The sequence below is a fragment of the Pseudomonas sp. NY15356 genome, from assembly GCF_048068175.1.
Lineage (GTDB): Bacteria > Pseudomonadota > Gammaproteobacteria > Pseudomonadales > Pseudomonadaceae > Aquipseudomonas > Aquipseudomonas putida_K.
This window is the reverse complement of sequence record NZ_JBLUPW010000033.1, coordinates 41594-56200: the sequence shown is the minus strand read 5'-3', so window position 1 is coordinate 56200 and position 14607 is coordinate 41594. Positions and strand designations below refer to the sequence as shown.

At 58.3% G+C, this 14607-nt stretch carries 12 protein-coding genes; 1 reads left to right on the top strand and 11 read right to left on the bottom strand.

Translation table 11 applies throughout. From position 1 onward, the window contains the following. Nucleotides 1–367: 367 nt before the first annotated feature. From ACNFCI_RS20930 to ACNFCI_RS20915, 4 genes are all read right to left on the bottom strand, one after another. Entirely contained in the window at nucleotides 368–2011 is a 1644-nt protein-coding gene (locus ACNFCI_RS20930; protein ID WP_368829428.1) for an acetolactate synthase large subunit, read from the bottom strand. A gap of 104 nt (nucleotides 2012–2115) precedes the next feature. Further along, nucleotides 2116–3567: an aldehyde dehydrogenase family protein gene (locus ACNFCI_RS20925; RefSeq protein ID WP_196155162.1), complete on the bottom strand. Its 1452-nt coding sequence runs from the start codon at nucleotides 3565–3567 to the stop codon at nucleotides 2116–2118. Next, a complete protein-coding gene (locus ACNFCI_RS20920) occupies nucleotides 3564–4532 on the bottom strand; it encodes an NAD(P)-dependent oxidoreductase (RefSeq protein WP_368829429.1) in 969 nt (322 codons plus the stop codon). Before ACNFCI_RS20920 ends, ACNFCI_RS20925 begins: the two co-directional genes overlap by 4 nt. 17 nt (nucleotides 4533–4549) lie before the next feature. After that, nucleotides 4550–5941 carry an NAD(P)/FAD-dependent oxidoreductase gene (locus ACNFCI_RS20915; RefSeq protein WP_196155164.1) on the bottom strand — a complete coding sequence of 464 codons (1392 nt, stop codon included), beginning with the start codon at nucleotides 5939–5941 and terminating at the stop codon, nucleotides 4550–4552. 281 nt (nucleotides 5942–6222) lie between these two features. Here ACNFCI_RS20915 and ACNFCI_RS20910 point away from each other — a divergent pair, with 281 nt between their 5' ends. Then, nucleotides 6223–7194, top strand: a complete 972-nt coding sequence (locus tag ACNFCI_RS20910; protein WP_230381109.1) for a GlxA family transcriptional regulator — start codon at nucleotides 6223–6225, stop codon at nucleotides 7192–7194. A gap of 62 nt (nucleotides 7195–7256) precedes the next feature. On the opposite strand, the gene ACNFCI_RS20905 is transcribed toward ACNFCI_RS20910, so the two are convergent. The 7 genes from ACNFCI_RS20905 to ACNFCI_RS20875 all read right to left on the bottom strand — a co-directional run bounded on the left by ACNFCI_RS20905 (nucleotide 7257) and on the right by ACNFCI_RS20875 (nucleotide 14535). Then, nucleotides 7257–7601: a RidA family protein gene (locus ACNFCI_RS20905; protein WP_196155166.1), complete on the bottom strand. Its 345-nt coding sequence runs from the start codon at nucleotides 7599–7601 to the stop codon at nucleotides 7257–7259. Between the two features lie 9 nt (nucleotides 7602–7610). Continuing rightward, nucleotides 7611–7961 (bottom strand): cupin domain-containing protein, encoded by a 351-nt coding sequence (locus ACNFCI_RS20900; protein ID WP_196155167.1) that lies wholly within the window; start codon nucleotides 7959–7961, stop codon nucleotides 7611–7613. A gap of 35 nt (nucleotides 7962–7996) precedes the next feature. Continuing rightward, entirely contained in the window at nucleotides 7997–9346 is a 1350-nt protein-coding gene (locus ACNFCI_RS20895) for an MFS transporter (protein ID WP_196155168.1), read from the bottom strand. Nucleotides 9347–9552: 206 nt separating this feature from the next. Further along, on the bottom strand, nucleotides 9553–10332 hold the full coding sequence (locus tag ACNFCI_RS20890; RefSeq protein ID WP_196155169.1) for an NAD(P)-binding domain-containing protein: 780 nt from the start codon (nucleotides 10330–10332) through the stop codon (nucleotides 9553–9555). Between the two features lie 10 nt (nucleotides 10333–10342). After that, nucleotides 10343–11662, bottom strand: coding sequence for an NAD(P)/FAD-dependent oxidoreductase (locus tag ACNFCI_RS20885; RefSeq protein ID WP_196155170.1), 1320 nt, complete (start codon nucleotides 11660–11662; stop codon nucleotides 10343–10345). Between the two features lie 176 nt (nucleotides 11663–11838). After that, nucleotides 11839–12891, bottom strand: a complete 1053-nt coding sequence (locus tag ACNFCI_RS20880; RefSeq protein ID WP_196155171.1) for a proline racemase family protein — start codon at nucleotides 12889–12891, stop codon at nucleotides 11839–11841. Nucleotides 12892–12906: 15 nt separating this feature from the next. After that, complete coding sequence (locus ACNFCI_RS20875; protein WP_196155172.1) at nucleotides 12907–14535, bottom strand: BCCT family transporter; 1629 nt, start codon at nucleotides 14533–14535, stop codon at nucleotides 12907–12909. Nucleotides 14536–14607 lie beyond the last annotated feature (72 nt).

Below are 14607 nucleotides of genomic sequence, written 5' to 3'. Positions count from 1 at the left end.
CAAATGCCCCATCGAGGTGATGGGAGAGGTCATGCAAAATGCCATGGCAATGCGGCATGATGCTCCGGCTTCAATTCAATAACCGTGTTGCACTCAGCTCCTGCAACCGCCGTGGTTATGGGCGGAATCTGGTCGGTCACACGCAGTTGGACGCCCGAGAAATGCAAGTAACCATTTTCGAAGCCGGATAACTGGGATTATGGTTGTGGGTCGGGTGTCATGTGCAGAAAAACGGGCGCTAAGCGCCCGCGTCCCAAGAGAGACTAATTGCCACCAGAGTCCATTACATATGATCTTGATGCCAAGAAGCATATATTTAATTTCAAAACAGTTTTCAATGCCGGACTGAAGACTTCGTTATTTTTCCTTAGACAGCTGCGCTACGCTCGCGCAGGTCCATATTCAGGATGCGGTCGTTCTCGCTGTAGTCCACCGGGCAGTCGATCACATGCACACCGGGGTTGGAAATGCAGTGGTCCAGCAGGGGCAGCAAGGCATCCGCGCTTTCGACCCGATAGCCATTGGCACCGTAGGCTTCGGCGTATTTGACGAAGTCCGGGTTGCCATAGTCCAGACCGAAATCGGTGAAGCCCATGTTGGCTTGCTTCCAGCGGATCATGCCGTAGCCGTCGTCACGCAGGATCACCACGGTGATGTGCATGCCCAGGCGTACGGCCGTTTCCAGCTCCTGGCTGTTCATCATGAATCCGCCGTCTCCGCATATCGAAATCACCGGGCGGTCCGGGTGCACCAGGTGCGCGGCCATGGCCGATGGCAGGCCGGCGCCCATGGTCGCCAGGGCGTTGTCCAGCAGCACGGTGTTCGGCTTGTGAGCCTTGTAGTTGCGGGCGAACCAGATCTTGTAGATGCCGTTGTCCAGGGCCACGATGCCCTCGGACGGCAGTACGCGGCGGATGTCGGCGACCACGCGCTGCGGGTACACCGGGAAGCGGTCGTCGTCGGCGCCTTCGGCGATCTGCGCTTCGTTGGCCTCGCGGATGGCCAGCAGGCGGGTGAAATCCCAGTGCGAAGTGTCGTTCAGCGCTTCGCCAATCTGCCAAACGGCGTTGGCGATGTCGCCGATCACTTCGACCTGCGGGAAGTACACGGCATCGACTTCGGCTGAGCGGAAGCTGATGTGGATGACTTCGGTGCCGCCACGGACCATGAAGAATGGCGGCTTCTCGATCACGTCGTGGCCGATGTTGATGATAAGGTCGGCTGCTTCAATCGCACGATGTACAAAATCGCCGGACGACAGCGCAGCGTTACCCAGGAAGCGCAGGTGGCGCTCGTCGACCACGCCCTTACCCATCTGAGTGGTGATGAATGGGATGCCGGTCTTGTCGATGAGCTGCTTGAGAACCTTGGCGGTCATCTTGCGGTTGGCCCCGGCACCGATCACCAGGATCGGGCTGCGGGCGGCCTGCAGCTTTGCCACGGCTGCCTCGATGGCCTTGTGTTCTGCCAGCGGACGGCGATGCAGGCTCGGCGGGATTGGCAGCGAGTCGGTCTGTTCGGCCGCGATGTCTTCCGGCAGTTCGAGGTGCACGGCACCGGGCTTTTCTTCTTCAGCCAGACGGAAGGCTTCGCGCATGCGCGCCGGGATGTTGTCGGCCGATGCGAACTGGTGGGTGTACTTGGTGATGGGGTCCATCATGCCGCACACGTCGATGATCTGGAAGCGACCCTGTTTGGACTTCTTGATCGGCTTCTGGCCGGTAATCATCATCATCGGCATGCCGCCCAGGTAGGCATAGGCACTGGCGGTCACCAGGTTGGTGGCACCCGGGCCGAGGGTCGACAAGCTTACGCCGGTCTTGCCAGTCAGACGGCCATAGGTGGCGGCCATGAAGCCTGCAGACTGCTCATGACGGGTCAGGACCAGCTTGATCTTCGACTTGCGCAGGGATTCCAGCAGGTCGAGGTTTTCCTCACCGGGAATGCCGAATACATACTCGACACCTTCGTTTTCCAGGCATTGCACAACGACATCGGCGGCCTTGGCCATCTTGCTAACTACCTCAAAGTCATAATTGTTCGTGCAGCAGGTTTCACGAGACCGACTCCAGGGTCGATCTCGCGAATGAGCAGCTTGCGCTTGAACGGGGGACGTCAGGCCAATTGGTACGTGGTCTTGACGCGGGTGAAGAACTGCCGGGCGTGCGTGCCTTGCTCGCGAGAACCCAGGCTTGATGCACCGTTACCACCGAACGGTACGTGATAATCCACGCCAGCGGTCGGCAGGTTGACCATTACCATGCCCGCCGTGCTGTTTCGCTTGAAATGTTCGGCATGGCGCAGCGAGGTGGTGACGATTCCCGCCGACAGACCGAAGGCGGTGTCCTCGGCAGCGACAAAGGCTTCTTCGTAATCTCGCACCTTCAGCACGCTCAGTACTGGCCCGAAGATCTCCTCGCGATAGATGCGCATATCCGGAGTCACCTCGGTGAACAGTGCCGGTGTGAAGAGATAGGCGCCTGCCTGGTTTTCGATGCGCTCACCGCCACATACCAACCTGGCACCTTGTTCACGTCCGCTAGCTACGTAGGACAGGTTCTGCTCCAACTGTCGACCGTCAACCACAGGGCCGATATCGGTGGAGGCTTGCAGTGCGTCGCCTACTTTCAGCGCTTGAGTGCGCTCGGCCAAGCGCGCCACGAATGCGTCATGAATGCCCTCAGTGACGATAACGCGAGAACTTGCAGTGCAACGCTGGCCAGTGCTGAAGAACGAGCCATTGAGCGCTATGTCCACCGCCTGCTCCAGGTCGGCATCGTCCAGCACGATCAGTGGGTTCTTGCCGCCCATCTCCAGTTGCACTTTCTTCATGCCTTCAGCAGCCAGTTTTGCGATCTGACGACCCGTGTTTTCCGAGCCGGTGAAGCTGATACCGTCGACTTCTGGCGAGCGAATGAGGGTATCGCCCACGCTGCGACCCGGGCCAATAAGCATGTTGAACACGCCAGCGGGCAAGCCAGAGCGGCTGATGATTTCGGCCAAGGCCCAGGCCGAGGATGGAACCAGTTCAGCGGGCTTGAATACTACGCAGTTGCCGAAACACAGTGCTGGCGCGATCTTCCAGGCGGGGATGGCAATCGGGAAGTTCCACGGCGCAATGATGCCAATGACACCCAGCGGTTGAGTGAATACGTCAATGCCAACGTCTTGGCGCACTGATTGATATTTCTCACCCTCGGCACGCAGCGCCTCCTGGGCATAGAACTTGAACGAACGCCCGGCGCGGTCGACCTCACCCAGCGCTTCGCGAACGATCTTGCCTTCCTCGCGGGCGAGGAGGGTGGCTAGCTCTTCACGGCGTGCAAGGATTTCGGTACCGATAAAGTCCAACGCATCGGCACGCTGTTGCGGGTTGCTGCGTGCCCATGCCGGCTGTGCGCGGCGCGCGGCTGCGATTGCCTGCTCTGTGAGAAACCGGTCAGCACGCACAAAGCATTCGATCACTTCACCTGGGTTGGATGGATTGCGGTTTTCGAGGATATCGGTGCCGCTTTCCAGGGCAACGAAAGCGCCGTCGACGAAGCTGCTTTTGGTGGCGATGGTCATGCGGTGCGAGTCCTTTTCTGAGTATTGTGGCGGGCAACGAAATCGGTGATGTTGTCGACGGCGCGATCCATCAATTGCTGCATGGCATCTTCACTGCTCCAGGCGATGTGCGGGTTGAGGATGAAGTCGTCGCGATCGATAAGCTGGAACAGCGGGTTGCTTGGGTGCAGCGGTTCAACCTCAACCACGTCGAGTGCTACACCACCCAGGCGACCATGTTGCAAGGCGTCAATCAGCGCTGCCTCGTTGACGATGCCGCCGCGGCCGGTGTTGATGACCACCGCGTCGCTTTTCATGAGCGCAAGCTTCTTGGCATCGATCATGTTGTAGGTTTCTGGCGTCAAGGGCGCGTTGATCGACAGGACATCGCAACTCTTGAGCAGGCTGTCCAGCGGGCGGTTGTCCGGCCCCGGGCGTTTACCACCACGGTCTTCGAACAAAACTTCCATACCGAATGAGCGAGCTAGAGCAGCCAGGCGGATAGCGATCGGGCCGCTGCCGATGATCGCCATCTGCTTGCCTCGCACATCACGGATGCGGTGATCGAAGTAGATATTCTTGTACTCGGCCTGCCCGGCATGCACCTTACGCATCAGGCGGCTGAAGGCGGCCGGGCGACGGAACAGCTCAAGCATCATTGCCATACTGTGTTCGGCGACGGTGTTCGCGGCATAGCCAGGTACGCTGGATACCTCGATGCCGTGTGCATCGCAGTAATCGACGTCGACGATGTCGCGGCCGGTGAGTGCCAGGGAAATCATCTTCAGTTTTGGTAACTGACGCAGGTGCTCTTCACGCAGCGGCACGCTGCACGTCAGCGCTATGGTGGCGTCCTTCAGGTGCTCAAGCACTTGGTCGGGATTGGTATAGGCAAACTGCTGCCAGCTATGCTCGCAGTCAGGGCGCTTGAGTTGCGTCGACGCGGCAAGGCCGTCGTCGTCGAGGAAAACAATATGCTCACTCATGATCCTGATCCTGATACTTATTTCTTCTGGGCAGGGACATAGCCGGCGGGAGCCATCGAAACCAGCTGACGGGTGATGAAACCCGCGTCCTGGTCGTGATCCTCAAGGGATTCTTTGCGCACCAGTGCATCACGCACCATATGCGCGCCGAAGAAGCGGAAGGGCTCTGGCGGCAGCAACTTCATTTTCTGATTGACCAGGCCACAGTTGGCCCACTCATCATTGGCGTGAGTGGCCAACGACTTGATGATACGGCTGGCAAAGACTGTGGTGGCCACGCCGTTGCCCGAGAAGCCGATGCCGTAGCTGACGGTCTGGTAATGGTCGAGGTAGCCGAAGTTCGGTAGGCCTTTCATGGCGCGGTCGATCGGGCCGGTCCAGCTGCTGACCACCGGCACGTCCTGCAATTGCGGGTACAGGCGGCGCAGCTCGGCAGCGACCTTGTCGGCGGCTGGTGATGGCTTTTCGTAAAGGTTGCCGATGCGACCGGCGTAGGCGAACTGGCCCAGTGGCTTGCCGAACACCACGCGACCATCCGGGGTGTTGCGCCAGTAGTTGAGCACGGTGCGTGAGTCGGTCATGCACTCTCCGCCGCTGAAGCCGATGGCATCGAGCTTGGCTTTGACCGGCGCGGTAGCCACCATGTCGCTGGACATGATCGCAATCATGCGACGCAGCTCTGGGAACTGTGCGCCCCAAGCGTTAAGTGCGAGCACTACGTGATTTGCTTTCACCCGACCCATGGCTGTGTGCACCACCGGGTTCTTGCCACGTTCCAGGTGAGTGAACGGAGATTTCTCGAAGATCTTCACCCCGAGCTTCAGGGCTACCCGGCGAAGACCGCGAGCCAGCATTGCGGGCTGAACAGTGGCGGCGTTAGGGTCGTAGATACCACCTAGAACCAACGGCGAGCCCACGCGACCGCGAATGGTCTCTCGATCCAGCTCCTGGAATGGATTGACATCGAGCTTCTGCAGGCCGTCGGTCAGCACCTTCCAGGAGCCCATCTGCCGCTGGTTAGTGGCAGTCCACAACCAACCGTCTTTACGGTACTGGGCATCGATACCGTGCTCCTGGCAGAAACTGCCAATTTCATCGATGGCCGACTCAGCCGCTTCGCAGATGCGCCGCGCTTCGACGTCACCGCAGATGGTGCGTACCGACAGATATTTGCCCCACCAGTTCGTGGCGATACCACCGTTACGTCCACTGGCACCGGACCCGCAACGGTCGCGCTCGACGATAACGATGGTTTTTTCCGGGTGCGCCTGCTTCAGACGGATGGCCGACCACAGACCAAGGAAGCCGCCGCCGACGATGCAGACATCCGCTTGAATCGTATCCTGCAGAGCAGGGGCCAGATCGCTGTCCAGGTCGAGTGCCTGGGCATACCAGAATCCACGGTACATAGTGAGTGCCTTTGAGCATGTTGGTTTTTGTCAACATGATGCTCAGTAAACGGCTGCCTAGATATTACGCTCATGACAATTGATCGTACGCTTGCGCTTATTCGTGCCGGATGTCCTAAACTTCCTATTAGCTGAGATCGATATGATATGTAGGACCGAAGGGGTGCTTTAGAATTGAGCAGTCCAACACGCCGAGGTGATTCGCAGTGGTCCGGGGATCCGAAGAACAAAGCAGCGTTCCTGCCTCCATCAAGCCAGAGTTGAGGGTCGGCTTTGTCTTGATGAATCACTTCACCTTGGTACCCGTTGCCGGGCTGGTGGATTCCTTGCGCTTCGCGGCGGACAAGTCCTTCCGCAGCCAGCAGGTGTTTTGTCAGTGGGACTGGATGACGCTGAATGACCAGCCCATTGTGGCCAGTTGCGGCATGCCTATCTCACCGACCAAGCCCCTGAACCTCTGGGCCCAGTATGACTACATCGTGATTGCCGGGGGGCTGCTCGGAGAGACGCGCAACCCGCCGGACTGGCTGCTCGACGCGCTACGGGATGTGCATGCTGCCAATATTCCGATCATCGCGCTGTGCTCCGGTTCTTTCGTGCTGGGCAAGGCGGGGCTGCTGGATGGCAGGCGCTGTGCGCTGCATTTCACCCTGCGAGAAGAATTCAAGGAGCGCTTCCCGCTGTCCACTGCGGTGATCGACAAGAACTATGTCGATGATCGGGGGATCATCACCTGTCCCGGTGGCACCGCCATTGACCTGGCAGCCAGCCTGATACGCCGCCACTGCGGAGCCGTTCGGGCACAGAAGGGCCTGGAGTACCTATTGGTCGAGGAGCGAAACGAAGAGGAGGCGACGGGACCAGAAGGGGGGGTCTATCAAAACGACCGCGTGCAACGAGCCATCGCTTTCATGCGCGAGAATCTGGGGTCAGCCCTTACGATCCAGGCGGTTGCGAGTGCTGTCGGTACGCATCCTCGACAGTTGCATCGTGAGTTCGTAGCCAATACGCAAGAACCTCCTGCCAACTATTGGCGCAAGCTGCGTCTGGATCACGCCAGGCGCTTGCTGGTCAATACCAGTCAGAACATCACGACCATTGCGTTGGCCTGCGGTTTCTCGGACGCTTCCCATTTCATACTCTGGTTCCGCAAGCAGTACGGCGAAACGCCCTACAGCTTTCGCAAGCGTCGGCACGAGGTGGAGCGCTTTGAATGGAGCAATGAACGGGTCGGGCTGGATCCTGAGTTGTAAGTTCAGCGCAAAAAAACGCCGCAGTTTGTGGCTGCGGCGATTTCCGAGCGAACAGGCCGGTGTTACGGCATCTCGCCGAAAGCCTGGATCTCGATGAGGTATTCAGGCGCGGCCAGTTGCGCGCCTACACACGCACGTACCGGCGGCTCGTCGCCGACCCAGGCGTCGTAGACCGTATTCATGGCGGCGAAGTCGTCCATGTTGGCCAGCCAGATCTGAATGCGCGAGATGTTTTTCTTGCAAGCGCCTACTTCTGAAAGCCAGCGCTCGAGCTGGGCCAGCACGCATTGCGTTTGCTCGCTGATACTGCCTTGGGGCGCTTCGGCGACGATGCCTGAAGTTTCAATGCGTCCATTTATGAGCACCATCTGGCTGGCACGAGCGCCAGGCTTGATCCTTTCGATCATGAATCCTCCTTAGAACAGCACGTAGGTTTTGCGCAGAGGTTCGCGAATGTCCCAGACGCCTTCACAGTTCTCCGGGAACAGCACGGCATCACCCGCGTGCAGCTCGACAGGCTCGCCGCCGTCTGGGGTAAACGTGCACCAGCCGCTAACGATGTGGCTGAATTCGCGGTTCTTCAAATGGCGGCGGAAAACACCGACGCTGCTCTCCCAGACGCCGATACTGGCCCCGACCGCTTCATCGGTCTGTGCCTGGCCGGTGGCGGCGACGGCGACGATTTCGCCGATTGGCAGCTTGGCTGGGGAGGTTTCACCCAGCGCCGATTCAACAGCGTTTCGTACAACGGTAAGAACTTGGGTCATCAGGTGCTCCTTGGTGTCTCGGTGGATCAGGATAATTAGTAGCTGCCTGCTTTGGCGGCGGTCAGTGAAGAAGCCTGTTGCAGATCGAGCTTGCTCGTCTCAGGGGCCAGCCACCAGGAGATGAGCGCGCCGAACAGCGAAATGACAGCCGCTGCGAACATGGTGTTGGCAATGCCCAGCGACGCGAGAGAAATTGGCACCAGGTACGTTCCAACTGCGGCACCAATTCGTGATAGCGACGTTGCAAGCCCCACGGCAGACGCGCGGATCTCGGTCGGGAAGAGTTCATTGGGGTATACATATTCCAGTACCTGAGCCCCGCCGATCATGACCGCGTACCCGCCAAACAGGATAAGCACCAAGGTAGGAGAGGCATCTGGGAACATGCCCAGCAGCAGCAGGGACAAGCCTGACCATAGGAAGCTGTGGATCAGCATCTTGCGCCGACCCATGCGGTTGATCAGCTTGGTTGCCAGTAGGCAGCCCAAGGTAAACAGGAACGTAATGGCAATGGAGCCGTAGCTGGCCCAGTCACCTGTGAGTTTCAATGCTTGCAGAACTTTGGGGGCAAACGCATAGATGGCGAACAGGGGGACAATGGCGCAGGTCCAGAACAGGGTGATGAATGCCATGCGCTTGCCGTAGCCGGAGTGGAACAGCGACCACACGGAAGTTGGCTTTTCGCTTACGGCTTCTGGCAGATCACTAATGGAATATGAGGACCCGTATACCTTCTTGATCACCGCATCTGCTTCAGCCACGCGCCCTTTGTTCAACAACCAGCGTGGTGACTCCGGAGTACCGGAGCGAGCGATCAGGAACAGTGCGCCTGGTACCACCGCACTTGCCAAGACCCATCGCCAACCATCATCACCCATGACACGGAGCAAGAGTTCACCCACCAGATAGGCGACTGCGGCGCCTGCGAACCACATAAGCACCATTGCAGCCAGCAAGGGGCCACGATGCTTGCGGGGCAAGAACTCGGCCAACAGGGATGTGGCGATCGGGTAGTCAGCGCCGACAGCGATACCGATTAGCAAGCGCCAGGCAAACAGCGCCCACGCAGACTCGACCCAGAACTGCGCGACCGAAAGGCCTACGATGGCGATCAAATCAACAAGATACAGAATCTTTCGACCGTACTTGTCAGTGAACCATCCACCCAAGAAGCCACCTAGAAAGACACCAATCAAGGCGGACGCTGCAATCAGGCCTTCCCAAAAGGCAGTAAGGGAGAGGGCGCCTGAAATCTGCACCATGGCAACGCCGATAATGCTTAATACATAGCCGTCAAGAAACGGACCACCCGATGAATACACCGCCAGTTTGCGGTGAAATGCATTTAGCGGAGCATCCTCAACAGAGCGTTTTGAAACTGACATTTACCACCTCTTGTTTTTATTGCGCGCACAGTTACCGGCCGCGATGGCGGGTTAACTATGCGGGTTATAGCGAGCGGGGGAGGCGCCTTGCCCAATCGGTGACTTGCGCACCTTGGCATCCTGCCGTGCGTCACTATGGCATCGATTGCTAACAGGCCATATAACGCACAGGACAAGTCATAACAGTAATCGGGCTTTTCGATGCTTTACCGCGGAGGTCGAGTTCGAGTCAGAAGTGCGTCCAATACAACTTCACAGGCAGCCCCCCAATTGGCACTTACCGGTTGATGCATCAACACGGCCAGCCCTTCTGCAGAAAACGTCCCCGGAGTGGCGATCGCCCAGCCCAGCGACTGGAGACTCTTGCCGGGATTGGATTCCGCAGAACCTACACAATCTTTGATATTGCCTAGCACCAGGGCGCGAGCCTCATCAGCGGGCAAACCTTTTTCGCTCAACCATTGCTCCAGATCGTGCAGCAAGAAGTAAAACCAGCTGTTCATGCACGCCGCGACAGTTGCAAGTTCGAAAGAATCTTCATCTTTCAGAATCACCAGCTGGCCCAACGTTTCGAGAGCGTTCGCTGTCGCCGCATCAGGCGGGCAGATGACAACCGTCGAGTGGTTGAGCTTGGCTGCGCATGAGAGCATTGCCCGCACGCAGTCGGCTTGCGGGAAGTCGGTGCGCAGCTGCTTCAGGCTTATGCCTGCCGCAAGCGAGATCAGCTTTTGCCCGGGCTTCAGATGGACTTCTTTTGCCACGCTCCCGATATGTTCTGGCCGGACGCCGAGGAGCACGATTTCGCTGCAGTCAACGACCGCCTGATTGTCTTGCAGAACCTGGCACGCGCAATCTGCAGCCAGAGACTGGGCGCGTTCCGTGTTTCGCGGAGACACCATGATCACGCCGGTAAACCCGCCTCTGCGCAATCCGCGAACGATGCTTTCAGTCAGTTCACCTACACCGATAATGCCCAGGCTCTGCATGTCGTCCCCTTTAGCTTTCCATTCCCGCGCGGTGCTGGCCCCAGCGCAGATTCAAGTTGACGCCAACGCTCAGAAACGGTTCGGGAGGGTTGCGATTCGGCCCTTCGGCACTCAACAGGAAATCAATCAGCTCATCGCGTTCGCCAGCGAGCCAGTTGGCCAGCAAGGTGCCGGTCACGGTGCCCCGGGTGATGCCCAGGCCGTTGCAACACAGAGCCCCATGTACATTGCGCGCCAGTGAGCCGAAGTGCGACATGTGATTACGCGACAAGCACATGGAGCCACCCCAGGTGTACTCGAACGGCAGGCCTGAAAGCATCGGAAAACGTCGTTCGAACGAGTCCCTGTGCTGGCGCCCGGCACGATCCAGATAACGCTGGTGGGCACGACCATCGGCATTGAAACTGAAGCTGTTGCGCACGAGCAGGCGTTGATCGGGGGTACGACGTAATGTGCTACCGAACGGATCTGCGGGGATCACGCCCCAGGTTTCCTTGCCGCCAAGTCGCTGCTGCTCCTCTGCCGTCAGAGGGCGAGTCATGCTCGCGTAGGTGAAGATAGGCAGCAGGCGGCCCGGCAGGAAGCCGAAGTGCGAAGCAAAGGCGTTATTGGTGAGCAGCAATTGGTCGGCGATGATCTCGCCGGCATCGTGCCTCAGCGTGACGCGGTCGCCCTGTTCGATAGAGGTGATGACCGTGCCCTCGTAGAGGGTAACGTTGGCCGGCAGCGTCTCTGCGAGCCCTTTGGCCAGGGCCGCTGGCTGAAGTAGTTTGGTGCCGGGGGTATACAACGCTTTTTTGTAGAATGATGTACCCAGATGATCAGGAAGATCTTGTGCGTCGATCATTTCATAGGGTTGGTCAAGCTTTTCGAGGCCACTGCGATACGCCTCCAACACCGCAAGCCCCTTGGCTTCCACGGCAGCTTGATACTTGCCATCTGGCCTTATCTGGCAATCGATGCCGTGCTCTTTGATCAATTGTTCAAGGATGCCCTGCGCCCGAAGATTAAGCTTCAGATTCATCCGGGCAGTCGGCAGCGGTCCAATATAGTCCGCAGCACCAATGTCATGAGGCAGATCGATGGCGAAGCCGGAGTTGCGCCCGGACGCACCGAACCCCACGACTTGGGCCTCGATCAGAATGATTTCGTCTGCTGGATAATGGAAGGCGAGTTGGCGTGCCGCAGCGAGTCCGGTGAACCCTGCGCCCAATACAACCCAGCGTGCAGAGCTACGACCTTTATGGCTGGGTTTTGGCGTGCGGGCTGGGCTCAGGTGGAACCAGCCACAGCCGTTGTCATCCGCGGGGGTGGAGGTGCTTCTGTACATGCGAATCTACTTTTAAGTGTTGTTTGAATCACTATCGCACCCCTTGCCGCGGGAAAATATAACGGCCGGGACGACTCATGGAACGTTCTGGCTGCGCCTGCATTGCGCCCGGCTGCAAGCACGCCGCGGTCCAATCGGGTTCGCGGCGTGCCCACCTGAAAGCTTGAAAGTTGCTGTCAGGCCCAGATGTCGCCGATGGTGAATCCTTCGGTGAATGGATCGTCATGATCCAGTACGAAAGTGTTCAGGCCGTAAATCCAGCTTTTACCGGTAATAGTCGGAACCACCGCTTTATGACTGCCGATGGTCGTTTCGTCGATCAGGCGACCGGTATAGATGTTGCCGATGATGCCCTGGTGCCGGAAGTCTTTGTTGAGCGGTAACTCGCCTTTGGCGTGAAGCGTCGCCATCTTCGCGCTCGTGCCGGTTCCGCATGGACAGCGATCTAGGGCACCGGTCCAAGTAGCCGGGTCATCCCAGGAGAAGTCACCCGAAGCCATGGTCACGACGTTCTTCCAATCGGCTTTGGGGTCATCGGTAGGCCCCGACAACTGCGAGATGGTGATGCCTACACCTGGATAATCGGGATGCGCCACCGGCAATTGCTCGATGGCCGCTTCCCTGATCATCGAAGAAATGCGCGCGATCTCACCGCCGTGCTGTGGAATCAGCTCGAGCCCCTTGAATTGACGTACGTCCGCGATCACGTAGAACATGCCACCCCAGCCAACATCGACCCTCACTTTGCCCAGGTGCGGAACGTCGATGACAGCGTCCAGGTGCGCAGCGAAGGCCGGCACGTTCTGGAAAGTAACGCCTTTGACCTTGCCGTCCTTGCACTCTGCTTTGATGCGAATCAGCCCAGCCGGGGCTTCGAGCACAAGTTCGGTCAAGGGCTCTTTCATGGGCAGCAAACCCATTTCCAGCAATACCGTTACGACAGAAATGGTATTGCCGCCAGACATGACCGGGTACTCGATCTGCTCCATGATCACGTAGCCCGCATCGGCTTCCGGATGGCAAGGCGGAACGATGATATTGCAGCAGTGCGCAGGGTAGCCACGAGGCTCACGCAACATCAGTTTGCGCAGCTGGTCGTCATTTTCCTCAAGCCACTTCATCTTTGCATACACAGTGTCGCCGGGCACATGAGGTACGCCGCCTGTAATCACCCGCATTGGGGTGCCGGCGTGAGTGTCTACCGCGTGAATCGTTCGCTTGAAAGACATGATGGGTATTCCTTGTTATTGGCTAACGCGTTTCGGGGAGCGACGACGGTTGGTCTCGACGACTGCGGGGGCGTCGATCACGTCCTTGTTCGAGAGCAGGCTGCGGCAAAGTGTGTAGGCGGTGAGCAGCATGTACACAGCGATCGGCAGGCCTACCACGATACTGGCCATTTGAATGGCCAGGAGCCCGCCCGCAATGATCAGGCTGCCCGCGATGGCACCTTCAAGTACGCACCACATGATCCGTATCCACTTGGGTGGGTGTAGCGACCCAGAGGAGTTCAACGTCGATATCACCTGCGTCCCGGCATCGGCAGCGGTGACGAAGTGCACGGCAAGCAGCAGGCATACAACCACGCTCAGGATGCCGCCCACGGTTGGACCGTCCAGTCTTCCCAGGAACGTGAACATGGCGGTGGTGGTTTCGCGACGGGTTTCTTCAAGGATCGGGCCGCCTTTGAACGCACCGGCTGCGGACTGCTCCGCTACTGGCAGGTTGGCGTAGGCATGGCGCGCCTGTTGTTCGTCTTTCAGGGCCGTGCCACCAAATACCGACATCCAGATGAGTGTGACAATGGTGGGCACCAGTAGCGCGCCGAAGACCAGTTCTCTGACGGTGCGGCCTCGCGAAATCTTGGCGATGAACAGCCCCACGAACGGCCCCCATGTCATCCACCATGGCCAGTAGAACGCGGTCCAGGTTTTCTGCCATTCGCTACCGGCTTGAGCGTCAGTCCAGAAACTCATGCCTACGATGTTCTGCAGATAATCACCGGTCGTTTCGAACAGCAGGTTCATGATGAAATTGGTTGGTCCCAATGCCAGCACCACTGCGACCAGCGCCAGAGAAATCCACATGTTCAAGGTGCAGAGGCGTTTCATCCCCTTGGACACACCCGCAATCAGCGATAGGGATGCGATGATCGTCACCACGACGATGATCGACAGCTTGAAGGTCAGGCTGACGGGGAACCCGAAGACGTGGTGGAGCCCCATGTTGATTTGCTCGACACCGAGGCCGAGTGCCTGGGAAACACCGAAAGCTGTGACGACAGCGCCCACGATATCGACCGTGTGACCAATCGGGCCGTAGATCCGGTTACCGATCAAGGGATAGAGAATCGAGCGCAGCGCCAAGGGTAGGCCTTCGCGGTAGGCAAAATACGCCAGACCCAGCCCAATGATGGTGAAGATCGACCACGGATGTAGGCCCCAGTGCAGCATGGTGATGCGCATCGCCATGCTGGCAGACGCATCAGTGAACCCTGGGGTGAACGGGTTGCTCGCATAGTGCAGGACAGGTTCGGCTACCGACCAGAAGATAAGGCCTACACCCATGCCGGCACTGAACAACATGGAGATCCATGCCGCGAAGCTGTATTCCGGTTTCTCGTCTGGGCGCCCGAGGCGCAGCGTGCCGTATCGGCTCATGGCCAACACCGCCAGCACCAGCAAAACGCCGCTTACCAGGGAGATATAGAACCATTTGAAGTTATCAAGGATGGCGTCCGAGGCGAGTTTGAAAACGCCCGTGGCTGATTCTCCATAGATACCGCAGAAAATGACGAACGCCATGACCAGGGCAAGTGACCAAACGGTCACGGTGGGATTCAGGCCTTTCAAAAGGCCTTGTTTTGCACGCATCGGCTATATCCTTTTTATTCTTGAAAGCTGCAAGTCAGCTCGGCATATCGATGATCGAAACGTAATGAAAAA